The sequence below is a fragment of the Butyrivibrio sp. YAB3001 genome (genome assembly GCF_900112195.1).
Taxonomy (GTDB): domain Bacteria; phylum Bacillota; class Clostridia; order Lachnospirales; family Lachnospiraceae; genus Butyrivibrio.
Map to the genome: position 1 here is coordinate 146,195 of NZ_FOKR01000002.1, position 25,253 is coordinate 171,447.

A 25,253-nucleotide genomic window follows, 5' to 3' on the forward strand; every position below is an offset into this window, starting at 1 on the left:
CCCATCATGCCTTTAATTCTTTTATCTCGTCCTCAGAAAGCGGTCTATACTCACCGGGGGTTAGTGTTTCATCAAGAACAAGACTTCCCATAGAAAGCCTTTTTAGAAATAAAACATTATTATCAACTGCTTCCATCATTCGTTTTACCTGATGAAAACGCCCTTCATGAATAACAAGATGAATTACAGGTCTTCCAGATTCATCAATGCCTTTTTCCAATACTATTGCAGGCATTGTATAAAAAGGCGTGCCGTCATCGTTCTTATCCCCGATATCTACACCTTTCTCAAGATTTTGTATATCTTTATCAGAAAGTTCATGTTCCAAATGAACCTCGTAAACTTTATCTACATGCTTTTTGGGAGAAAGAAGCTTATGAATAAGCTGGCCGTCATCTGTCAGCAGAAGAAGTCCTTCAGTATCAATATCAAGTCTGCCACAGGGACTTAAGTCTTTTACATTCTCAGCTTTTAAAATATCTATTACAGTTTTATTCCTGCCATCAGTAACAGCTGAAACAACACCTTGCGGTTTATATAGCATGAAGTAATGATATTTACTGTAATTAAGAACGTTTCCGTCAAAAGAAATCTCATCACTATTTTCATTTATGTGAGCATCAGCTTTCGTTGCAACAACGCCGTTTACTGAGCATCTCCCGTTTTTAATATATTCTTTTATCTGTTTTCTTGTACCAATATTCTGGTCGCCTAAAAATTTATCTAGTCTCAATGTTTACCTCATTACTTTGTTTATACAATTCGAAATTGTTGTAAGCTCTGCAAACTATATTTGCATTACTTACTCCGTTAGGAATTTTAATATTAAAGGATTGCGTCTTTTCTTCCCTGTTCCACATTTGAAGAGGGCTGAATGTTGCACCACCATCATAGCTGTAGGAAAAGTAAATAATTGGGCTTCCGGAATCTTTGGCTGTCATCTCAACAAGTACATTTCTGCTTTCCGGATCGTATGCAAGGGTTTTGATATCACATATTTCAGGTTCGGATGAATCCTGATGCACTTTGCCTGAAGGCTTCTTTACTGAAACATAAGAAAAAGTGCTATAATCTGTTCCTGTTTTTGAAGATTTCAATTTAAAATACTTTGCAACAGCTGTTGCGTCACAAACACCAAGTTTCTGTAAAAAATCAGTCTCATTTATTTTCTGAACATCTACTATATGATCAAGATAACAATGTTCTATTATGTCACATGGAATGCTTCTCGCTACGCAATGGCGAATGATGCCATAATAATCATCACCTGTTTTGCCTACTTTTGATTTAACACCTTTTTGATAAAGCCCAAGCGATGCAAGTTCGTCGCTTTCTATAATTCCAAAATCATAGCCCTGCTGATAATATTTGCCTGTGCATGAAGTCCATACTTCAGAGCCATAAAAGTCATGTTCTGCAGAAGCGTTGAAATGTATGCTGTAACAAAAATCAGCATTTACACTCTTGGCAAATTTTGCTCTGTCTTCCAATGATAAAAATGTGTCTGCTGACCTTGTAAGATATACCGTTACATTATCATATTTTTCAAGTTCATCCTTCATTGCTACTGCAACTTTATAAGTAAGATCTTTTTCAGTAAATCCGTTGTAAACTGCGCCAAGATTTCTATCGCCGGTGCCGCCATGTCCCGGATCTATAACAATAACAACATTATCCTTCGCAGCATAGCTTGTAACATTATATGAAAACAAACTACAGAAAATAATAGCAATTAGTATGCAAACAGAAAATAATTTTTTTCTCATTTTGATAAATCCCCCCAAAAAACAATATACTTATAATCCCATACATTCTTGAATCAGAGATTCAAGAATGCCGCAAATAGGCCATTAAAAGTCGACTTCGTCGAAGGACCTATTTGCCTCTCGTATCATGTTCTCACGAAATCCGCAGCTAGTGCGGATTTCTGTAATTTCATCTAAGAAGTCATACATACTTGTGAAAAAACAGCAGTAAATGCGCTTTTCTGATATTTTATTTTATAATATACAATAAAAATCAATAACCTCATAAAGAATATAAAGCTGCCGCTAGATAACGACAGCTTTATGTGATCAACTAATTATATCAAGATTAATAGGCTCAGGACTATCTGATGAATCTGTTGTGTCTGAAAATACACCTGCGGACACATTTTTTTCAACTTCCGGTGGTCTAAGGTCGGATCTGTTTGAGCGAATTATCTCACTGTACTGTGTAAGCGCAGAAAGAATATTATCGTTGTTTTTGGAAACTGAATTAATAACCTTCTCACTGTTTTGCTTTACAGAAGCGATTATCTCATCGCTATTTTTGCTTGTTGCATCGATGGACTGTGAAATGATATCTTCCACACCTGCAAGAAGCTGATCCGTATATTGAACTGCAGCTGCCTTCATTGCATTTGCTTCATTAACCGCCTTATCAAGAATTTCCTTAGCCTGATTAGCAGCCTGAGATATTACCTCGTTAGCCTGAGCATAAGCCTGCTGCATAATTTCATGCTCGTTTATAAGCTCATTGGTGTGCTCTGTTGCCTCGTCAATAAGCTGCTGAGCTTTTTGTCTTGCATCATTTAATATAGCTTCTTTGTTGCTGATAATTTTCTGGTATCTCTTAATCTCTTCAGGTGTCTTACTTCTAAGTTCTCTTAAAAGGTCATCAATTTCTTCTTTATTGACAATAATCTTTGTTTGAGAGAGTGGTTGTGGTTTACAGTTGTCAATGTATGTCTCAATCTCATCAATCAACTGCTCAATCCTGCTTGACATCAATTGTATCCCCCTAACTTTTCATCATGTTCTGGTATATCCGAATTTTTTGTACAGCTTGTCTGCTATAGAAGGAGGAACGCAAGGTGTAATATCCCCATTATAACTTGCAATCTCTTTTACAACAGAACTGCTAAGGTATGAATATTTCAAATTCGTAGTTAGAAAAACAGTATCAACTTCGTTATGTGATAATTCTTTATTGGTCTGAGCTATCTGAAGTTCATACTCAAAATCCGTAATCGCTCTAAGTCCTCTTATAACGATATGGATATTTTTTTCTTTACAATAATTGATCAAAAGTCCATCAAAAGACTCAATGATAACATTATCAAGGTCTTTCACAGACTCCTCTAACATTTTAACACGTTCATCCAGTGTAAACAATGGAGTTTTAGCGGAATTACACATTACAGCGACGATAACCTTATCAAACATCAGGGATGCACGCTTTATTATATCCAAATGCCCGTAAGTTACTGGGTCAAAGCTTCCGGGATAAAGAGCTGTCTTCATTTTTCCGCCTTCCTATAAATAAAAACATGTTTATTTGTCTTGTAATCTTTTACCCTTCTGACTTCCAAACCGAGTTCATCTGTAAAAGAAAAATCCATTTCCTTAGGGCTTTCAACGATTATCATCGTATTCTCTGTCACATAATCCATTGCAGCAAGCTGAGACAGAGTTCTTTCATATAGTTCACCGTGATAAGGAGGATCGATGAAAATAATATCAGCTTCTTTTTCATGGATATTTCTAAGCCCTATAACAACATCCTGCTTAATTACAGTTGAAACCTCTTCAAAATGAGTGGTCTTAATATTCTCCATTATGCACTTAAATGCATTTGAAGCATTTTCGATAAAATAAGCCTTTTTAGCACCTCTTGATAATGCTTCTATTCCAATTCCGCCACTGCCTGCAAAAAGGTCGATGAACACAGCTCCGGGTACCTGGAGCTGTATCATATTAAATAAGGTTTCCTTAATTCTGTCCTGAGTAGGTCTTGTATCATTGCCCTCAGGTGTTACAAGATGCAGTCTGCGAGCACTGCCAGCTATTACTCTCATAATCTCACCTTTGTTCCCTTTGTATCTCTGCTTGTTACCTTTAAGTGTCCAAGCTCTAACTTCTTGTCGTTGTGTTCTATTGCTTTATCTTCCATATCATTAAGATAAAAAACATCTCTGATAAAGTCATTTTTTGTAAGTCTCATACCTCTTACGCCAACTGCAGCTTTTTTCTTCTCAGGAATAGTATCTACATAGAAGCGTAAAAAGAATCCATCGTTTGAACGCAAAATAACAGTTTTCTGTTCATGAAGAACTTCTACATTTACAACTTCATCATCATCCATTAGCTTAGTAGCAGCTACGGTTCTCTTTGAAACATCAAATTCACCGCCATCTACAACCTTCATCATCGCCATCTTTGTAGTAAACACAAGTCTGTAGAGATTTAAATCTGACTGACTTGCTGCAAGAATAATGGTTTCTTTTGAAGTATCAAAATTACTTACATTATCAATAGGGACACCCTTATCTCTCATTTTTCCCTGAGGAAGATCCATAGCTTTTACAGTATGAAGATTACCTGTATTTGTAAAGAAACATACGCGTCCTGTATTCTTCATGATAAATGAGAATTTGAACTCATTTTCAATTGTTTCCTTGTTCTTTTCATAGGTATTGGCATCAATGGTCTTGGCATATCCAAATTTATCCATTATGAACGCAACATCTATCTCTTCAACAGGCTTTTCTTCATAGACTGCTGTTTCTCTGTTTTCAATCAATGTCTTTCTGGGACTTTGAAACTCTTTTTTAATCTTCTTGAGATCATTCTGGATTACTAAAGACATAGATGCATGACTTTCAAGTATGTCTTCATATTTGAAAATGTTTGCAACAGTTTCCTCATGGTCTTTAATGAGTGCTTCAAGCTCCAATCCAATTAACTTGTATAATCTCATTTCAAGGATTGCATCAGCCTGTGCCTCAGTAAACATAAGCTGAGAAGCCATTGCCTTGGATTCGCGTGACTTAAAGTTTATTCCATCCGTAACTCCATTAACAAGACATTCCTTTGCCATTGCTCTGTCTTTGGAACCACGTAAGATTTCAATAACAAGATCAATCACATTGCAAGCCTTTATGAGCCCTTCCTGAATCTCTTTCTTATCCTGTTCCTTTTTAAGAAGAGTTGTATATTTTCTTGTGGCAGTCTCAAACTGGAAATCTGCGCAGGCACGCATTATTTCTTTTAGAGACATTGTCTCCGGTCTGCCATTATCAATAGCAAGCATGTTGACACCAAATGTGTCCTCAAGCTTTGTCTTTTTGTAAAGGAGATTTGTAAAGTTTTCTACATCAGTATCTTTTTTTAACTCAATTACGATTCTGATGCCTTCCTTTGAAGACTGATTGGAAATATCAATAATATCATTTGTAACCTTCTTTTCAGCAAGTTCAGCAACATCTGACATAAACTTGCCAATTCCCATACCGATCATGGTATAAGGGATTTCAGTGATTACAAGATTGATATGTCCGTTTTTACCCTTTTCTGTTTCAACCTTACCACGAAGTCTGATCTTGCCAACACCTGTCTCATAAATACTTAATAGTTCATCTTTATTGATAACAACGCCGCCTGTTGGAAAATCGGGACCTTTAATGTATTTCATAAGGTCTTTTGTTGTAAGTGTATCATCCTGAATATAGGCAATTTCCGCATCAATTACTTCTGCAAGATTGTGAGGCGGAGTGCTTGTTGCCATACCTACAGCGATACCTTCAGAACCATTTATAAGAAAATTGGGTATCTTTACAGGTAAAACGGATGGTTCACGTTCATTCTCATCAAAGTTAGGGACAAAATCAACTACATTTTTATCTAAGTCTTCAAGAAAACTTTCCTGTGTGATCTTGGCAAGCCTTGCCTCTGTATAACGCATGGCAGCCTGAGTATCACCCTCGATGTTTCCAAAATTTCCATGACCATCAACAAGTGGTATAGTTTTCTTAAAATCCTGTGTCATTACAACAAGACAATCATAAATTGAACTGTCGCCGTGAGGATGATATTTACCCATCGTATCACCGACAATTCTCGCACTTTTTCTATAGGGCCTGTCATATCTTATTCCCAGCTCATACATATCATATAATGTTCTTCGCTGAACAGGCTTAAGACCGTCTCTGATATCAGGAAGCGCACGAGCAACAATAACACTCATGGCATAATCTATAAAAGACTTCTGCATGATATCAGAATATTCGGTTTTTATAATTCTATCTTCCATGTCAAATCCTTTGTTTACAAGCTTTTAAAATAATTAGATATCAAGTGCTGCATCCGTAGCATGCTGATGAATAAACTCTCTTCTTGGCGGTACATCAACGCCCATAAGAAGTTCAGTCATCTGAGAAGCCATTTTGGCATCCTCAATCTCAACCGCTTTTAAAAGACGACGTTCAGGATCAAGAGTTGTCTCCCAAAGCTGCTGAGGATCCATTTCACCCAAACCTTTGTATCTCTGAAGAGTGAAATTACCTTTGTGACTTGCTCTGTACTTGGCAAGCGCAGAATCATCATATAGATATTCTTCTTTTCCCCTTGCAGGCATAGCCTTATAAAGAGGCGGCATAGCAACATATACATGCCCCTGGAAAATCAGTTCCGGCATAAATCTGTAAAACAATGTCAACAAAAGTGTTGAAATATGTTCACCATCAACGTCGGCATCGGCCATAATAATTATCTTGTCATATCGCAGTTTGCTAATATCAAAATCATTGCCATATCCTTCAGAAAAACCACATCCAAAGGCATTTATCATAGTCTTGATCTCAGCATTTGCAAGCACTTTGTCAATGCTGGCTTTCTCTACGTTAAGAATTTTACCTCGAATCGGAAGAATAGCCTGATAATTTCTATCTCTGGCCATCTTTGCACTACCGCCGGCAGAATCACCCTCAACGATGAATATTTCACATTTGGATGCATCCTTACTGATGCAGTTAGCAAGCTTGCCATTGGAGTCAAATGAATACTTAGGCTTGGCAAGCATGTTTGTCTTTGCTTTTTCTTCAGTTTTTCTTATCTTGGCTGCCTTCTCAGCGCATCCGATGATAGATTTCAAAACTTCAAGATTTCTATCAAAAAATCTTGTCATTTCATCGTTTGTAACTTTTGAAACAACCTTCGATGCATCCTGATTGTCAAGTTTGGTCTTGGTCTGACCTTCAAATCTTGGATCAGGGTGCTTGATTGATATAACGGCAGTCATACCGTTTCTGACATCAGTACCGGTAAAATTAGCATCTTTTTCTTTGAGAATATTAAGTTCCCTTGCGTACTGATTGATTATATTCGTAAACATTGTCTTAAAGCCGGTAAGATGGGTACCACCTTCAGCATTGTAGATATTATTACAAAAACCAAGCACTTCTTCGTGGAATTCATTTACGTACTGGAAAGCAACCTCTACTTCTACGCCTTCGCTCTCACCGCTAAAAGATACGACATCATGAACAGCTTCTTTTGACTTGTTCATGTCTTTTATAAAGCCGGTTATACCATCAGGCTCATGAAACTCAATGTATTCTTCAACACCCGGTCTTTTATCCTGGTAAACAATTGTGAGTTCAGGATTAAGATAAGCTGTCTCATGGAGTCTGGATTTAATATCATCCTCTTTGAATCTTGTTTTTTCAAAGATGGTATCATCCGGTAAAAAGTTAATTGTAGTACCGGTTTCTTTTGTCGGTCCCAAAGGAACCAAGAGACCATCTACAAGTTTTGTTGTTGGAATGCCACGCTCATAAGTATCCTGATAAATAAAACCATCCTTTTTTATGCGAACGGTCATATGTGTGGAAAGCGCGTTAACAACTGATGAACCTACACCATGAAGTCCACCACTTGTCTTATAAGCATTATTATCAAATTTACCACCTGCATGAAGCGTTGTAAGTACTACTCGCTCAGCAGTCATTCCCTTGGCATGCATACCAACGGGAATACCTCTTCCGTTATCCTCTACAGTTGCAGAACCATCTGCCTCTAAAGTAACCAAAATGCGTGAACAAAAGCCCGCAAGATGTTCATCAACAGCATTGTCCACAATTTCATAAACCAGATGATTTAGTCCTCTGGTAGTGACACTTCCTATGTACATACCGGGACGTTTTCTTACAGCCTCAAGTCCCTCTAAAACGGTAATACTGGAAGCATCATATTGATCAAATGAAGACATTTAATAACCCCTTTAAAACTTTTTCTAAATAATATCTTAAAAATGAAATTTTTTTGTGACTGTAACAGCCAATGCACCTGGACCGATGTGGCAGGCTACAGACAATGAAAGTGGATCCATGTTTATATCTATTCCCGGAAAAGCAGCTTCAACTTCTTTCTTCCACTCTTCAGCAGTTTCTTTATCCTTGGTATATGCACATGAAATCCAGAAATCTTTGGCATCAAAACCACCAAAACGATTTTCAATGTCAGCCTTAATGGCATTTATCATTATATTTTTACCCTGAGATGAGGTTCTTGCCTTAGCAAAGGCATCAAGTTTCTCACCCTGAATCTGTAAAACAGGCTTAAGTCTCAAAAGAGTTCCAAGCGCTGCAGCAGCAGGTGTGATTCTTCCACCCTTTTTAAGATAATAAAGAGTATCAAGCATAATGTAGATGCTTGATTCAAACTTATTTTCCATAAGCTTTTTGACAATTTCTTCTGCAGCTAATCCTGCATCAGCCATTTCTTTTGCGTCAAGAGCTGATTGTCTCTGAGTTACAGAGATTCGCTGATTATCAACTACGAATACTTTTCCTTCATATTCCTCAGAAGCTATCATCATTGCGCTTTGACATGAACCTGAAAGTCCACTACTCATAGGAATATATATAATCTGGTCATATTCTTTTAAAACCTTATCCCATAAAGTCATGAGAGAATCCGGAGATGGCTGGCTGGTAGATACATTAGCATCCTCAGCAAGCTTATCGTAGAATTGTTCCTGAGAAAGATTTATATCTTCAAAAAAATCTTCGTTATTGATGGTAAATGGCATAGGAACAACAAAAATTCCCAATTCCTTTGATTGTGACTGCGTTATTCCACTATTACTATCTGTTATTACTGCTATATTAGACATAATTTCCCCTGACTCGGCAATTTTGCCGATAATATACCTATTTTCATAATCACTAAAGATATCTTACTTTTATAAAGATGCAAAGTCAACTAAATTTGCCGATTTGGTGTCCATGATACCCTTTAATACACGATGTTGTGGAAGTGATAGATCAGGATCCTCAAACAGGATTTTATCAGCATCAACAGCGGATTCTCTTACCAGATCCGAATCATGATAAATGTCACCTATTCTGAAATTAAGATCACCGCTTTGTCTTATTCCGAATAAATCTCCGGGACCACGCTGCTGCAGATCCTCTTCCGCAATCTTAAATCCATCATTAGTTTTATTCATTATATCGAGTCTTTTCTTTGCATCCTCGCCCTCGGAAGTATTTATAAAAATGCAGTAGGATTGATATTTACCTCTTCCAACGCGGCCTCTTAGCTGATGCAATTGTGAAAGCCCAAATCTTTCTGAATTCTCTATCATCATTACCGTTGCGTTCGGAACATTTATACCAACTTCAATAACGGTTGTCGACACAAGTACATCTATCTCTTTTCTTGCAAAGGCTTCCATTATTTCATCCTTTTGGGCAGGCTTCATCTTGCCATGGAGCATCTCTATGCGAATATCATGAGAAAGATTCTCTCTAAGTATTTCAACATAATCCGTTACATTTGTGAGGCCATCTACTTCGCCTTCTTCTATCATTGGGCATATCACATAAGCCTGTCTTCCTGCATTGACTTGATCCTGAATAAATTTGTAAGCCTTAGGCCTGTACTCAGTTCCAACAACGCAGTTTTTTATAGGAAGCCTTCCTCCGGGAAGTTCATTTATAATTGAAATATGCAGATCGCCATATAGAATTATTGCAAGTGTCCTGGGAATAGGTGTTGCACTCATAGCAAGAATGTGTGTATTTACACCCTTTCCTGCAAGAGCTTCTCTCTGCCTGACTCCAAATCTGTGTTGTTCATCTGTGACAACCAGTGCAAGATTTTTATAATTCACTTTGGCCTGAATAAGCGCATTTGTTCCAATTATGCAGTTAACTTCACCTTCGCTTATCTGTCTCTGCGCTTCTTTCTTTTCCTTCGCAGAAAGAGATCCTGTCAAAAGCACAGGCTTTAATGTATTTAGATCATACTTTTCTATGAACTCTTTAAAACTTTCATAATGCTGCGCTGCCAGGACTTCTGTTGGGGCCATAAGTGCTCCCTGGAATCCATTTCCTGCAACTGTAAGAAGTGAAAGTAAAGCCAGAATGGTTTTGCCTGAACCAACATCACCCTGAATAAGTCTGTTCATAACATGCGTGCCAATGAGATCATTTTTTATATCTTCAAAAGCCTGCATCTGCGCATTAGTCAATCTATAAGGGAGATTTTCAAGTAGCCTTTTTACTTCTTTTTCTTCTTTCATAGGAAAAGAATTCAGGATTTCTTCTGAGTTTTGCTTTAATAACCTAAGTCTTATCACAAAAATAAGAAATTCGTTATATGCAAGTCTTCTCCTTGCTTTTTCAAGCATGTCGGCATTCTTTGGAAAATGAATATTTCTTAAAGCTTCTGCATAACCAATAAGATTTAATCTGTTTAAAATATCTTCCGGTACAAATTCTTCGATTTTCCCAACATTTATAAAAGCCTGTTCCATGGTCTTAATAACAATGTTATTTGAAAGACCTTTTATTAGAGGATACCTTGGCTGGAGCTTTCCTGTAATAGCTGCATATTCCTCGATTTTATACATCTTAGGCTGATCCATATTCAAAAAAGATCCTTTTCTTTGGACCATTCCCCTAAAAATATGTGTTGTTCCACTTTTTAAAGAATTTGCGAGGTAAGGAGCATTAAAATATGTGATCTTGATCTTACCCGTCTGATCAGCAGCTTCAAATGAAACGATAGAAAGATTTCTCACTCGTTTACGTGCGATATTTCCAATAATAGTAAGCTTTAGAGCATTTACCTGTCCGGGAATTACATCACTTACGTTAACAAATTTGTCGTAGCTGTCATAACACCTGGGATAATATATCAGGAGATTCCCAATATTTTTCACACCACATTTTTCAAATAATTTAGATGTTTTTTCGCCTATTCCTTTTAGATTGATTACAAGTTCATCAAAATTATTGTTACTCAACGTCTACCTCACTTGAATTTTCGAATGGGTAAAAAGACGGTTCTTCCCGTCTCATTATTTAAAATGAGTCAGAAAGAACCGTCCCTAATTACTCATTTTTACAGTTCCTTAAGTAAATTCATAATATTATTCAGCAGAAACAATATAATAATAAATTGGCTGACCACCAAATTGAAGCTCTACATCACAACTAGGGAATTTCTCAGAAACTCTTGCTCTGAATGCATCTGCATCTTTCTCGTCAACGTCACTACCATAGTAAATACTGATAAGTTCAAGGCCATCATTCATCATCTTATCAAGCATTTCAACTGTGACATCATCGATTTCACTACCGACAGAAAGAATTCCAGAATCTCCGATTCCCATGTAATCACCCTGTTTGATCTGAACATCATCAATAGTGGTATCACGCACAGCATAAGTTACCTCTCCGGTACTAACTGTTGAGAGTGACTCTGTCATTGCTGCCACAACATCATCAACAGGTGTCTCAGGAACGTAGTTGATGATTGCTGTAATACCCTGAGGTATAGTCTTGGATGGAACTACAACGATTCTCTTTCCGTCTTCATTATCTTCAGACATAATAGCTGCCTGATTTGCAGCAAGAATTATATTCTTATTGTTTGGTAAAACAATGACTGTATCAGCATTTACCTTATCAACTGCATCAAGGATATCTGCTGTGCTTGGATTCATTGTCTGACCGCCTTCTATAACATAATCAACGCCAAGACCTCTGAAAATTTCAGCAAGACCTGAACCCGCACAGACAGTAACAAAACCGATTTCTTTTTTAGGTTCATTAGTTACCGCTTCTGTCTTATTGCCAGCATCAACCTTATCTCCGAGAGGAATATCATCGCCAGGCAGATAAGTAGGAGTAAGCTCTGCTGCTCCGTTTATTTCAGTCTTAATCTCAGCCCATGTACCATCATTGTTTTCATGGAAAAGCTTCTCACGATGTTCCATTCTCATGTTATCTATTTTCATATTAGATAACTGTCCGTACATCAAAGCTCTCTGAATTGCAAGACCCGGATCATTTGAGTGAACATGAACCTTGCAGATCTCATCATCTGCAACCATAACAATGCTGTCACCAATTGATTCAAGGAATCCCTTGAAGTCGATTTCCTGTTTTACATTTAAAGGCTTGTTAAGAAGAACTATAAATTCTGTACAATATCCAAATTTAATGTCTTCTTCCTTAGCTTCCACACCTGCTCTTGCCCCTGGAGTAACATGCTCTTCTTTAATGGAAAGATCTATTTCTTTTCCAAGGAAACCATCAAATGCGCCCTTGAGAACTTGTACAAGTCCCTGTCCGCCTGAATCTACAACGCCTGCCTGCTTAAGAACAGGAAGCATATCCGGAGTCTTGGCAAGAACTTCTTCAGCATATTTAATAACTTCTGCGCCAAATATTTCAATATCATCAATTCCCTGAAGTGCAATCTCACGTGCTTTGTCACTTGCTCCCTTGGCAACAGTAAGGATTGTTCCTTCCTTGGGCTTCATAACAGCCTTATATGCAGTCTCGACAGCCTTTTCAAACGCATCAGCCAAAACTTTAACATTTACCTCTTCTGAAGCTTTTACAACCTTTGTGAATCCTCTTAAAAGCTGTGAAAGAATAACGCCTGAATTACCTCTTGCTCCACGTAATGAACCGGATGAAATGGCTTTACAGATATCTTCCATGGAAGCTTTGTCGCCCAATTTGCTCACTTCCTTGGCAGCAGACATAATAGTCATTGTCATGTTGGTTCCTGTGTCTCCATCAGGTACAGGGAAAACATTAAGTTCATTTATCCACTCTTTTTTTGCTTCAAGATTTTTGGCACCAGTTAAAAACATTTTAGCCAATAACTTGGCGTCAATTACATTGTTACTCAAAATTAAATCCTCCTAGACTTGCGTTTCCTGTATATTTAGTCTATAACACGGACGCCTTCAATATAGATATTGATCTTTTCGATTTCAAGCCCCGTAAACTCTTCAACCTTATATTTAACAGTATCTATAAGGTTATCTGATACTGCAGAAATACTAACACCATAAGCTACTATAACATGGAAGTCAAGTTTAAGCTTATTATCATCATCTAAAGTAACATTGATTCCTCTAGTCATGGAATCAAGTTTAAGCAGGCTTACCAGACCATCCTTGACATTAACATTTGCCATTCCCACGATACCAAAACATTCCATGGCAACAGCTCCAGCATACTGGGCAATTACTTCATTATCAATTGAAATACTTCCCATGTGCGTATTCACTACAGAAGCCTTCATATAATTCCTCCTTAATGCGTGAAATTACGATTGTAAAACAACCTACTTTATCGCATACATATAGTATTATAATAGCAGTTTAATAAAAAATAAACCATATTTTTTGAAAGAATTACTTGCATTTCTATTTTGTATCTGCTAAGATATCAATGTTGCGGAAATTTTTGCCGTTAAATTTATTGTAAATTATATGGCTTATAAGGAGGTGTCAAAATGGCTAAATGTGATATTTGTGGCAAGGGCGTTCATTTCGGAAACAACGTAAGCCATTCTCATAGAAGATCTAACAGAGTTTGGAAGTCAAATGTTCAGCACGTTGCTTGCAAGATTAATGGCGCTACAAAGAGATTGCATGTATGTGCAAGCTGCCTTAGATCTAACAAAGTAGAAAGAGCATAATGATGCTACAAAAAGCCACCTGTTTATCAGGTGGTTTTTTATTACCTATAAAGAATGCTCAGCAATAACGACTACACAATAAATACTTCGCTAAGGATTCATACTCGAAAACTCTTTTTCATCAATTATATCGAGAATCCAAACAGAGCAAGTTTAGATATTATCACTTCTCTTATTATCATGCCTTTCTGTGTCTTCTCTTCTACACTTAGCTTCACCAATTGATCTACGGTATATACTTTTTCTTTAAATCCCTTTTGAATATTTGACGGATCTTTGTACTGCGATACCCTGATTCTTGTTTTTAATTGTCTGAAAATCCTGTAATCGAAAGATTCATCTGTCAAATAATAAAAATGACTCTCTAATGTAGTGTCAAGATCAATATCATCTTTTAAATATTTTGAAATAATTGTCTTGTATTTAAATGGAACCATTTCATTATTTAAGAGCTCATTATAATTATAACGAGCTCCAAAATAATATCTTTCTATATCCTGCATATAATACTTAAAATCATTTTCATTTACAATATTATTCATCATCTGATCTGTTATTATTCTCTCCGCTGTCAATGTCTTCAATGTTGTCGCCACTAAATTTAATGGCATCTCTTATCTTATCTTCATCCCAGCCTGTTTCAAAGGCAAGTTCTTTTACAGTAACTTTTCTCCTTAGATCATCAGAAAGTTCTTTTGCCTTATCAGCAACTTCCTGAACAAGTTTTAATACCTTCTGATTGCCTGCATCCTCAGCCAGATTTTCTTCAATGATAGCTTCCATTGCATCAAGCATCATTTTATAAAGAAATGCTTCTACTTCTTTTGGCTCGCCGACTGCATCAAGCATTGTAACTCCCTTAGCTAGAGCAAAATTTCCCTCACCAATCAGATCTTCAAGGTATACGCCCTGCTCAGTGTACATTTTAGCGACATCTACAACCAATGAAAGATAACATTCGATGAGCTTGCTCTGAGCATCCTTATCACCTGAAATGGCAGCCATTGATAAAGCCATTTTCTCTCCTTCTGAATAAACAGGCAGAGATTTTAGACTCTCAAGGTAGTCATTTAAATAGTTTGTTTCTTCGTCAGTAAGATCAAAACTTGTGTCAATGGCTTCATCTACACCAATCTTATGATTACGAAGATAATCGTATACCATTTCCAACTGTTTTTCATCAAGTTCAAGCTCTTCAAAGGCTTCTTTCACCTGATCTTTACTGATAAAATTTTTGTTTTCTCTTGCAGTTCTGGTTACAATTTTAAGTGTTTCCGCAAATTCTTTTTCTTTATTATCAATATTTCCCATTTTTAGCCTCATTTAACATGTTGATGTGTAAAAAGATGATCCTGGCAGTATTCATAATTGCCATTACATTTTGAGCAAAATCTAAATTCAAGTTCCGGATGATCAACTTCTGTCCTGCCACAAACTGCGCATTTATGCCTTGTTACGCCCTTAGGAGTCATTTTGGTACCACGCTGAAAATCATTTCTGCGTTTAACTTCTTTTGGTCTGAAATGTGATAATTTGCCAGTCTGGAGCCAGAAAAGTATCAGGTTAAGAAGCTGAGATCCTATAGCAAAGAATATGCAATAATTTTGTGATATAAATCCAACAAAGCATTCATATACCATTATCGCGCCATATAATATTCCAAGATATTTCACTTTTATCGGAATAATAAACATAAGAAGAACCTGCATTTGAGGATAAAGAATCGCAAACGCAAGAAAAACTGTCTGCTGCAAATAATAAGTACTAAAATAGGATGAATAATAGAACATAATTGCATAGGCAGTATCAGGAGCAATGACATTATAAATCGCATAAGCAAGAAAAGCTCCTATTATCATAAAAATCATTCCGCCAAAAATAAAAAGATTGTATCGGAATGTTCCCAAGGTTCGTTCCATTGTATTTCCTATAAAATAATAGAAAATCAAAGTTATAAAAATCAAAAGACTAAATCCTGATGGGGGAATTAAAATCCAAGAGAAAATTCGCCATATCTGTCCCTGAAGTATCAGTGCCGGATTTAATGTGAGAAAAGCTGTAATATTAACGCTTGATGGTGCAAGTTGAAGAACATAGCCCACCACATAAAGACCTATTATATAGATCGTAAGATTTGGAATAGCAAATTTTCCAATTTTTCTTTCAAGTTCATTTATAAAATTGTTCATTTTATCAACTCCGTTTTTCTGATTATTCTAAATATCTTCCATCTTTTTATACTGATATATCAACCATGATACCACAAATAAGCTAAAGATATCTTTAATTTTTGGACACAATTTAAATTTTATACAATTCATTCCGGTTGATTTTTAATTACCCCTGCATTATAATCATAGGGATTGTCTTCTGCAACATGTATTTTGCAGAAAACATCTTTATTTATTAGAAATTATGAGGTATTGAAATGATTTCCAAAGATTACACATTAGGTATTGATATCGGTTCCACGACTGTTAAGATTGCACTCTTAGATAATAAACATAACATTATCTTTTCTGATTATAAGAGGCATTTTGCAAACATACAGGAAACTCTCGCTTCACTTTTGCAGGAAGCAAGCAAGGTAAGTGGCAACGTTGTGCTTCACCCTGTAATTACAGGTTCCGGCGGTCTTACTCTTGCCAAGCATCTTGATGTGCCTTTTGTGCAGGAAGTTATTGCAGTTTCTACTTCATTAAAAGAACTTGCACCTAAAACTGATGTAGCTATAGAACTTGGCGGCGAAGATGCCAAGATTATATATTTTGAAGGTGGCAATGTTGAACAGCGTATGAATGGTATCTGTGCCGGTGGTACAGGTTCTTTCATAGACCAGATGGCATCTTTGTTACAGACAGATGCATCAGGTCTTAATGAATATGCCAAAAATTATAATTCACTATATACTATTGCCGCCCGTTGCGGAGTTTTTGCAAAGTCCGATATTCAGCCTCTTATCAATGAGGGCGCTACAAAAGAAGATCTTGCAGCCTCTATATTCCAGGCGGTGGTAAATCAGACTATTTCTGGTCTTGCCTGTGGTAAGCCAATAAGAGGTCATGTTGCTTTCCTTGGCGGGCCACTGCACTTCTTAGATCAGCTTAAAGCTGCTTTTATCCGTACTCTTAAACTTGATGAGGAACACACAATAGATACAGCAAATTCGCATCTTTTTGCTGCTATAGGTTCTGCCTTGAATGCAAAAGAAGAAAACCATTATTCTATGGATGAAATGGTTGGAAAACTTTCCCATAAAATAGTAATGGATGCAGAAGTATCCAGATTGGACCCTCTTTTCAAAAATGAGAGTGATTACAAAGAATTCAGAAACAGACAGGATCAATACAGAGTCAAGACAAGAAAGCTTGATGATTATAAAGGTAATGCTTTCCTTGGAATTGATGCCGGTTCTACAACAACTAAGTGCGCTCTTATAAGTGAAGGCGGCGATCTTCTTTATTCATTTTATTCAAGCAACAACGGAAGCCCTTTAAAGACTGCTATATCTTCCATTCAGGAAATATATAAGCTTATGCCAAAGGGTGTGAGAATTGCGCGTGCATGCTCAACCGGTTATGGTGAAGCTTTGCTTAAGTCTGCACTTCTTCTTGACGACGGTGAAGTTGAAACAATTGCCCATTACAATGCTGCTGCATTTTTTGACCCCGAAGTTGACTGCATCCTTGATATAGGCGGTCAGGATATGAAATGTATTCATATCAAGAATCAGTCTGTTGATTCTGTGCAGTTAAATGAAGCATGCTCTTCAGGTTGCGGCTCATTTATTGAGACATTTGCTAAATCTCTAGATTACAGTGTTCAGGATTTTGCTCATGTAGCTCTTTTTGCAAAGTCACCGGTAGATCTTGGCACTAGATGTACTGTATTCATGAATTCAAGAGTTAAGCAGGCTCAAAAAGAAGGAGCTGATGTTGCAGATATATCTTCAGGACTTGCTTATTCTGTTATCAAAAATGCTTTATTTAAAGTTATTAAAGTGTCAGATGCCAAAGATTTAGGAAATCATATAGTTGTTCAGGGCGGAACTTTCTATAACGATGCTGTTCTTAGAGCATTTGAGATCATCTCCGGTGCGGAGGCAATTCGTCCTGATATTGCCGGAATCATGGGTGCTTTTGGTGCTGCTCTTATTGCAAGAGACAGATATTCAGAGACCTGTGACTACAAAACTACTATGCTTTCAATCGAACAGATAAATAACCTGGAATATTCTACAAGCATGACAACCTGCCAGGGATGCACCAACCATTGCAGACTTACAATCAACAAGTTTACCGGTGGCCGTCAACATATTTCGGGAAACAGATGTGAAAGAGGTATCGGTAAAGTTAAAAATGCTGATAATATTCCTAATCTTTTTGACTATAAATATAAGAGACTATTTAAATATGAACCACTCTCACCGGATAAAGCAACTCGTGGAACTGTTGGTATTCCAAGAGTACTAAACTTCTACGAAAACTATCCTTTCTGGTTCACATTTTTTACAAAACTTGGATATAGAGTTGTACTGTCCCCTCGCTCCACACATCAGATCTACGAGCTTGGTATCGAATCAATCCCAAGTGAATCTGAATGTTATCCTGCCAAGATAAGTCACGGACATATCGAATGGCTTATCAAACAAAAGGTTGATTTTATATTCTATCCCGGATTATTTTATGAACGTGAGGAAGTTGAAGGTGCAACCAACCACTACAACTGCCCTATTGTTACGTCTTACTCAGAAAACATTAAAAATAACGTTGAGTCAATAACAAGCGGACAGGTTAAATTAAGAAATCCTTTCATGGCATTTACTTCATTAGAGACTGCAACCAGTTCTCTTGTAAAAGAGTTCAGTGAAATTCCTGCTGATGAAATCGTTAAGGCAGCAAAGGCTGGCTGGGATGAAATGAATGTTGCCCGAAAAGATGTCCAGCAAAAGGGTGAAGAAACACTTAAATGGATGGAAGAAAACGGCAGACACGGAATTGTTCTCGCAGGTCGTCCATATCATATTGATCCCGAGATCAACCATGGTATTCCTGATATGATCTGTTCCTATGGTGTTGCTGTTCTTACTGAAGACAGTGTTTCACATCTGGGGCACCCTGAAAGACCTCTTATCGTATCAGACCAATGGATGTACCACTCAAGATTGTATGCTGCAGCAAGTTTTGTAAGAACAAGAGATGACCTGGATCTTATACAGTTAAACTCTTTCGGATGCGGACTTGATGCTGTTACAACAGATCAGGTAAATGATATTCTTTCCGGGTCAGATAAGATTTATACATGCCTTAAGATTGATGAAGTAAACAATCTCGGAAGTGCAAGAATCAGAGTAAGATCGCTTCTTGCTGCCATAAGAGTAAGAAAGCAAAAGCACAAAGAAAGAACAATTAGGGAATGCTCAAACCACAGAGTTATTTTCACAGAGGAAATGCGCAAGAATTACACATTGCTCTGTCCTCAGATGTCACCTATACATTTTGACATCCTGGAACCTGCTTTTGCTGCATGCGGTTACAATTTTGTAGTAATGCAGAATGATAACAGACATGCTATCGATATGGGACTTAAATATGTTAATAATGACGCCTGCTACCCTTCTCTTTGGGTTGTTGGTCAGATTATGGACGAGCTTCATTCCGGCAAATATGACTTAAACAGAACTGCTGTCGTAATGTCTCAGACAGGTGGCGGATGCAGAGCAACAAATTATGTAGGTTTCATCAGGAGAGCCTTGAAGAAAGCAGGTATGGAACAGATTCCTGTTGTATCCCTTAATCTTTCTAAATTAGAAGCTAATCCAGGTTTCCATATTAACTTTGAAATGCTTCAGCGCGCTGCATACGGTACTGTATTTGGAGATATTTTCATGAGATGTGTTTATCGTATGCGTCCTTATGAAAAAGTTAAAGGTTCCGTAGATGCCTGCCACGAAAAATGGCTTCCTGTTGTTAAAGAATTTGTTACTGCAAAGCATATGAGTCTCTTTAAATTCGAAAAGCTTTGCCGTGAAATTATAGAAGATTTTGACAAGATAGAGATTACAGATGAGGTTAAACCAAGAGTTGGTGTTGTTGGAGAAATACTTGTAAAGTTTGCTCCTGCTGCAAACAATCATCTGGTTGAGCTTCTTGAAGCAGAAGGTGCTGAGGCTGTTGTTCCGGATCTTATAGATTTCATGCTATATTGCTTCTACAATCAGATTTACAAAGCTGAAGAATTGGGAACAAGTAAAAAGACTGCTGCATTAATGAAAGCATCCATCTGGGCTATAGAAAAATTAAGAAGCGGTGCTTCAAAAGCATTTGAGCGCAGTGTGCATTTTGAGCCACCAACAAGTATTTATAAACTTGTAGATTATGCAAAGCCTATTGTTTCAATTGGTAATCAGACCGGTGAAGGATGGTTCTTGACCGGAGAAATGGTTGAGCTTATTAAAGAAGGCGCTACTAATATCGTATGTACACAGCCTTTTGGTTGTCTTCCTAATCACGTTGTAGGAAAAGGCGTTATAAAACAGATGCGTCATTTGTATCCTGGTTGTAACATTGTAGCAATTGATTACGATCCGGGTGCTTCAGAAGTAAATCAGCTTAACAGAATCAAACTGATGCTTTCTACTGCACAGCGTAAAGTTGACGAAAATAAAAAAGCAATTTGATCAAGTAAAAAAGACTCAAAGCCTTCAAAAGCTTTGAGTCTTTTTCGTTTAATCATTTGCAATCGTAAAAATCAAGCCTCAGTTGTCTTATCTGCTAAAAGACTTTTAACAAGATTATCCATAGATTCATGAGTGTATGATTTGCCATTTATGTCTGCAAAGAAATTGAATTTGCCCGATTTATCCATACGAAGACCAAAGTTTGCAATTTCATCTTTCTCATCGGTATTCTGAGAAATTTTCTCACTCATTTCCTTGATTTTACCCATAGCATCGTCAATCTGACCTAAAAGTTTATCTTTTGCATCTTTATCCTTAGGATCTTCTGATGCCAATAGTTTCATTTCATCCTCAGAAAGAATTATGCTATACTCAAGTTCTCCACCAATCTGTGAGAGATCATCATTAGGCCCAGCCACGAACACATCGGCATTATCGTATTTCTTTTGTAAAAGATCTACAACTTTGCCGTACATTTCAACTTCAGGTGAAAATTCAACCTTAGCGCTCTCTCCAAATTTATCCAGAGCTTTAACGTTTTTCTTATCACCTGCATTCTTGCCTGCCGGTCCACGAATTTTGCTATTTTGTGCACCATTCTTGGACTGATCAACACCACGAAACAGCTGATTAATGTTTCCACTAATGTTATTAGCCATATCTTTTCCTCCTTGAAATAATTGTTGCAGAGTCCGTTCTGCAATTAAAAAAACAAATTTTGTAATGGGCCAAACTACCCCATTAGAACGATTCTATCTTGATTTCAGCGTATCATCACAGTATATTAAAAACAATTAAATATATATTAAATGTACTTATAATTGAAAAAAACTTCCAAAAATATAAAATTTTCGGAAGTTTTATTTCATATTATTTATTTCTTGATTGTTCAAAATCTTCAATATACTGAAGAATAAATTTAACAGTTCCTTCGATACCTAAAATTCCTGAATTGATGGAAAGATCATAGCTGTCAGCTCGTCCCCACTTCTTTGATGAATAATAATTATAGTAGCTTTGTCTCTGCTTATCCTTTTTATTCATCATCTCGCGAGCCTGTTCATCGGTTTTGACATCAGCAAAACGTTCCTTGATACGTTTTATCTTAGTCTGCTCGTCTGCATGAATAAAGATATCCAATACATTGTCATATTCACTAAGTGCATAATCCGCACATCTTCCAACTATAACGCAAGGGCCTTCTTCTGCAATTTTCTTAATAGTATCAAATTGAGCAAGAAATACTTTATGACTAATTGGCATATCAACAAAACTGGATGCATTATAACCAAATGAATATGTATCCATTACAAGATTATATAAAAATGAATTGGTCGGCCTCTCATCATGATTTTGAATCATCTCTTCACAGAAACCGCTTTCTTTAGCTGCTCTGCTAAGAAGTTCCTTATCATAACATTTAATCCCGAAATGTTCAGCTACTTTTTCACCGATTTCTCTTCCGCCAGAACCAAATTGTCTGCCTATAGTAATAATTGTGTTCATACCCTCACCCCTTTTACATATATATGTATGTATGTAACTATATTTTAACCTATTTCATAACATCAAGCAAATGTGAAAAATACTCAGGAAGTGGAGCATCAGTCTCAACATACTCTTTTGTTACAGGATGAATGAAACCAAGAGTTTTGGCATGAAGGCACTGGCCTTCTGTTTTATACTTGGATTTTCGTCCCGGTGCATATACCTCGTCACCAAGAAGCGGATGTCCAATGTGGCTCATATGAACACGAATCTGATGTGTACGCCCCGTTTTAAGTTTGCACTCAATATATGTAAAACCATCTTCTTCAAAACGCTTCAATACCTTATAATGCGTGAATGCATATTTCCCATTTTCAACCACTGCCATCTTTTTTCTATCAGCAGTGCTTCTGCCTATAGGACCTTCAACATCGCCTTCATCTTCACGAATCACACCATAACAGATTGCATGATAAACACGATTTATACTATGGTCTTTTAACTGCTGCGCGATATCTTTATGAGCATTATCATTTTTGCATATAATAATTGAACCGGTTGTATCCTTGTCAATACGATGAACGATACCCGGTCTCATAACACCGTTTATTCCTGATAGGTTATCTCTACAATGATACATTACTGCATTTACAAGGGTATTTTCATAATGCCCTGCCGCAGGATGCACAACCATTCCCTTAGGTTTATTGATAACAGCAACATCATTATCTTCATAAAGAATATCAAGAGGAATATCCTGAGGAACAATTTGAGGAATCTCAATTGGAGGGATTTCCATTACAATATGGTCGCCTTCAGATACCTTAAATGAAGCTTTCACATTTTTATCATTGCAAAAAACTTTTTTATCATCAATTATCTTTTGAATATATGTACGTGAAAAAGAATCGATAAGTTCACTTATAAGCTTATCGATTCTCATGCCATCATATTCATCTGTAACTGCAAATTCAAATACTTCGTTATTATTCATTAGAATTCCCTGAATTTTTTCTGTTGCCTGAAGCTTAAGAAATTGAAATCATTTTCTTTATAATAGAATAAAAATAGTATTATAAATACAAATGTTGAAACAGTAACATAAATATCCGCTACATTAAAGATTGGGAAATTAATTATAACAAAATAAATAAAATCCACAACATAATCATTCTTTATTCTGTCTATCATATTTCCGGCAGCGCCGCTGGCGACAAATATCAGTAAAACATGCATTATGTCATATTTTTTGTCATCAGGTAATCTAAACAACACATACGCTATTACAATCAGAATCATTATTGCTACCAGTACAAAAAATACTTTCTGATTTTGAAGCATCCCAAAAGCAGCACCTGAATTCTTCAAAAAATTTAGCTCCAATACTCCGCTTATAATCTTAAATGATGGCTTATCCTGCAAATATTTTACAGCAAGATGTTTTGTAAATTGATCAAAAAAAACAAGAACAAGTATTGATAAAAGATCTACCGCTAGAAATATTTTCTTTTTCTTTGTTATATTATTCATTTATAAAAAAGTCTCCTAGTCATTTGTTTCGATATACAAAATTTCTTCAAGAGCTGCCTTCATCTCACTATCTGAAACATCCGTTGAAATAAAGGATTTGCCTATTCCCTTTAATAGAATAAACTTAATGCTTCCTTGGTCAGCCTTTTTATCAGATTTAGTAAGTGCAATAACTTCATCCGGATTTATCTCTTCAACAGATATAGGCAGATTAAATGGCACAAACATATCTCTGATTTCATAATATTCTTCCATTGAAATCAGCTCTTTTTTCCAGGAAATAAAAGCTGCAGCCACGCACCCAAGAGCAACACATTCTCCATGATATAATTCAAAGTTTTTAGCCTTTTCAATAGCATGTCCCAATGTATGTCCGAAATTAAGAAGCGCTCTGTCGCCTTTTTCTGTAGGATCCTTCTCAACAACAGCTTTTTTGATTTCACAGCTGCGCATGATCATTTCAATCAATACATCCTGATCCTTATCACCTATTTCATACATATTCTCTAAAAGCCATGTATAAAAATCCTGATCTTTTATAAGACCATGTTTCATTACTTCTGCAAAGCCTGATGCAAACTGTCTTTCAGGCAAAGTCTTTAATGTAGATACGTTTGTGTAAACAAGCCTTGGCATATGAAAAGCACCGACCATATTTTTATAGCCGTCAAAATCAACGCCTGTCTTACCACCGATACTGCTATCAGTTTGAGCAAGAAGTGTTGTAGGTACCTGAACAAAAGAAATGCCTCTTAAATAAGTTGCAGCAGTAAAACCTGCCATATCTCCAACAACTCCTCCGCCAAGAGCAACAATCAGATCATGTCTGTCAAAATGATTCTCTATGAGAACCTGGTATATCTTCTTAACTTCGTTTAGATTCTTATTATCCTCACCTGCCGGGATTGCATATACGATCACATTAGAAGCTATTTGTGATAAAACCTTTTTTACTTCATCAGCATAGAGCCCTGAAACATTAGAATCTGTTATAATAGCAATTTTTCTACCTTTAAATCCTAATTCATCAATTTTGCAAGAAAGCTCACTAAAATCAGTAGTGAATATAATATCATAGCATGGCTTTTTTTCATAATTTATAGTCAATGTACTACTCATTCCAATACCTCATATCAAAAATAAGGCTGTTGACTATTAAGCTACTGTCAACAGCCTTGTATTAATTATCGTTTAATCAATCTGCTGTGGGCCATCAGCGAATCCACCGCCAAAAGCACCATTAATCATTGTCTGGAAGTCTCCTGAGATATCTACAGATGCAGGTGTAATTATGAAAATATATCTTGATATTTTTTGTAAATTACCGGAAATAGCAAATGTAGAACCGGAAGTAAAGTCTATAATTCTCTGAGCAATATCAACATCAAGTCCTTCAAGATTCAAAACAACTGTGCGATTTGCTAAAAGAGTCTCTGTTATCTCTCTAGCATCTTCTACGGATGTAGGTTTGATAACACAAACTTCCATTCCTGCAGCGCTAAGTGATTTCTTACTTCTGGCCGGAACAACCTTAGGCGCTGTCTTCTTAGCACGCTCCTCAGCTAAATCTATGCTAGAGTTATCCTTCACAGCAGGAGCAGAACTTATTGATTCTATCTTAGAACTGCTACCCTTGTAATCGTCATCATAATCGTCGTCGTAATATCCGCTATCATCTTCCCCATTAAGCTGAATTGCCTTTAAAAATCTATCCATTACGCTCATAGTATTTTAACTCCTCGAATCTTTATTCCCAAACAAAACCTCTTTATATATTACGT

General features: G+C 36.7%; 22 protein-coding genes. 2 read left to right on the top strand and 20 right to left on the bottom strand.

Annotated elements, in window-relative coordinates:
- Positions 1-4: 4 nt before the first annotated feature.
- The 11 genes from BM086_RS00680 to BM086_RS00730 form a co-directional block, all read right to left on the bottom strand.
- A complete protein-coding gene (locus tag BM086_RS00680; protein ID WP_092321896.1) occupies positions 5-733 on the bottom strand; it encodes a pseudouridine synthase in 729 nt (242 codons plus the stop codon).
- On the bottom strand, positions 720-1,766 hold the full coding sequence (locus tag BM086_RS00685) for an N-acetylmuramoyl-L-alanine amidase family protein (RefSeq protein WP_092321898.1): 1,047 nt from the start codon (positions 1,764-1,766) through the stop codon (positions 720-722). Before BM086_RS00685 ends, BM086_RS00680 begins: the two co-directional genes overlap by 14 nt.
- 309 nt (positions 1,767-2,075) lie before the next feature.
- Positions 2,076-2,771 carry an ATPase gene (locus BM086_RS00690; RefSeq protein WP_092321900.1) on the bottom strand — a complete coding sequence of 232 codons (696 nt, stop codon included), beginning with the start codon at positions 2,769-2,771 and terminating at the stop codon, positions 2,076-2,078.
- Positions 2,772-2,795: 24 nt separating this feature from the next.
- Complete coding sequence (gene coaD / locus BM086_RS00695; RefSeq protein ID WP_092321902.1) at positions 2,796-3,287, bottom strand: pantetheine-phosphate adenylyltransferase; 492 nt, start codon at positions 3,285-3,287, stop codon at positions 2,796-2,798.
- Entirely contained in the window at positions 3,284-3,841 is a 558-nt protein-coding gene (gene rsmD / locus BM086_RS00700; protein WP_092321904.1) for a 16S rRNA (guanine(966)-N(2))-methyltransferase RsmD, read from the bottom strand. Before rsmD ends, coaD begins: the two co-directional genes overlap by 4 nt.
- Complete coding sequence (locus BM086_RS00705; RefSeq protein ID WP_092321906.1) at positions 3,838-6,075, bottom strand: DNA gyrase/topoisomerase IV subunit A; 2,238 nt, start codon at positions 6,073-6,075, stop codon at positions 3,838-3,840. Before BM086_RS00705 ends, rsmD begins: the two co-directional genes overlap by 4 nt.
- A gap of 33 nt (positions 6,076-6,108) precedes the next feature.
- Positions 6,109-8,031, bottom strand: coding sequence for a DNA gyrase/topoisomerase IV subunit B (locus BM086_RS00710; protein WP_092321908.1), 1,923 nt, complete (start codon positions 8,029-8,031; stop codon positions 6,109-6,111).
- Between the two features lie 36 nt (positions 8,032-8,067).
- Positions 8,068-8,937 (bottom strand): DegV family protein, encoded by an 870-nt coding sequence (locus BM086_RS00715; protein ID WP_092321910.1) that lies wholly within the window; start codon positions 8,935-8,937, stop codon positions 8,068-8,070.
- 69 nt (positions 8,938-9,006) lie between these two features.
- Complete coding sequence (recG, locus tag BM086_RS00720) at positions 9,007-11,076, bottom strand: ATP-dependent DNA helicase RecG (protein ID WP_092321912.1); 2,070 nt, start codon at positions 11,074-11,076, stop codon at positions 9,007-9,009.
- Positions 11,077-11,202: 126 nt separating this feature from the next.
- Positions 11,203-12,978, bottom strand: coding sequence for a DAK2 domain-containing protein (locus tag BM086_RS00725; RefSeq protein ID WP_092321914.1), 1,776 nt, complete (start codon positions 12,976-12,978; stop codon positions 11,203-11,205).
- A 35-nt stretch (positions 12,979-13,013) separates the two neighbouring features.
- Positions 13,014-13,376, bottom strand: coding sequence for an Asp23/Gls24 family envelope stress response protein (locus BM086_RS00730; RefSeq protein WP_092321916.1), 363 nt, complete (start codon positions 13,374-13,376; stop codon positions 13,014-13,016).
- 213 nt (positions 13,377-13,589) lie between these two features.
- Between BM086_RS00730 and rpmB the strand changes: the two genes are divergently transcribed.
- Entirely contained in the window at positions 13,590-13,775 is a 186-nt protein-coding gene (gene rpmB / locus BM086_RS00735) for a 50S ribosomal protein L28 (protein WP_092321918.1), read from the top strand.
- 125 nt (positions 13,776-13,900) lie between these two features.
- Here the strand turns inward: rpmB and BM086_RS00740 are convergent, their stop codons facing one another.
- From BM086_RS00740 to BM086_RS00750, 3 genes are read right to left on the bottom strand one after another with little or no spacing between them, the layout of a single operon-like run.
- Complete coding sequence (locus BM086_RS00740; RefSeq protein ID WP_141107679.1) at positions 13,901-14,359, bottom strand: hypothetical protein; 459 nt, start codon at positions 14,357-14,359, stop codon at positions 13,901-13,903.
- A complete protein-coding gene (locus tag BM086_RS00745; RefSeq protein ID WP_092321924.1) occupies positions 14,310-15,086 on the bottom strand; it encodes a hypothetical protein in 777 nt (258 codons plus the stop codon). The genes BM086_RS00740 and BM086_RS00745 overlap by 50 nt, the downstream gene beginning before the upstream one ends.
- Before the next feature lie 8 nt (positions 15,087-15,094).
- Positions 15,095-15,964 carry a hypothetical protein gene (locus tag BM086_RS00750; protein WP_092321927.1) on the bottom strand — a complete coding sequence of 290 codons (870 nt, stop codon included), beginning with the start codon at positions 15,962-15,964 and terminating at the stop codon, positions 15,095-15,097.
- Between the two features lie 239 nt (positions 15,965-16,203).
- Here BM086_RS00750 and BM086_RS00755 point away from each other — a divergent pair, with 239 nt between their 5' ends.
- Positions 16,204-20,454 carry a 2-hydroxyacyl-CoA dehydratase gene (locus BM086_RS00755; protein WP_092321930.1) on the top strand — a complete coding sequence of 1,417 codons (4,251 nt, stop codon included), beginning with the start codon at positions 16,204-16,206 and terminating at the stop codon, positions 20,452-20,454.
- A gap of 71 nt (positions 20,455-20,525) precedes the next feature.
- On the opposite strand, the gene BM086_RS00760 is transcribed toward BM086_RS00755, so the two are convergent.
- From BM086_RS00760 to BM086_RS00785, 6 genes are all read right to left on the bottom strand, one after another.
- Positions 20,526-21,113 (bottom strand): DUF6033 family protein, encoded by a 588-nt coding sequence (locus tag BM086_RS00760; RefSeq protein WP_092321933.1) that lies wholly within the window; start codon positions 21,111-21,113, stop codon positions 20,526-20,528.
- A 211-nt stretch (positions 21,114-21,324) separates the two neighbouring features.
- Entirely contained in the window at positions 21,325-21,960 is a 636-nt protein-coding gene (locus BM086_RS00765) for a cytidylate kinase-like family protein (protein WP_092321936.1), read from the bottom strand.
- A gap of 49 nt (positions 21,961-22,009) precedes the next feature.
- Positions 22,010-22,936 (bottom strand): RluA family pseudouridine synthase, encoded by a 927-nt coding sequence (locus tag BM086_RS00770; protein WP_092321940.1) that lies wholly within the window; start codon positions 22,934-22,936, stop codon positions 22,010-22,012.
- Complete coding sequence (gene lspA, locus BM086_RS00775; protein WP_092321943.1) at positions 22,936-23,472, bottom strand: signal peptidase II; 537 nt, start codon at positions 23,470-23,472, stop codon at positions 22,936-22,938. The genes BM086_RS00770 and lspA overlap by 1 nt, the downstream gene beginning before the upstream one ends.
- A 15-nt stretch (positions 23,473-23,487) precedes the next feature.
- Entirely contained in the window at positions 23,488-24,591 is a 1,104-nt protein-coding gene (aroB, locus tag BM086_RS00780; protein WP_092321946.1) for a 3-dehydroquinate synthase, read from the bottom strand.
- Between the two features lie 72 nt (positions 24,592-24,663).
- Positions 24,664-25,197, bottom strand: coding sequence for a cell division protein SepF (locus BM086_RS00785; protein WP_092321949.1), 534 nt, complete (start codon positions 25,195-25,197; stop codon positions 24,664-24,666).
- Positions 25,198-25,253 lie beyond the last annotated feature (56 nt).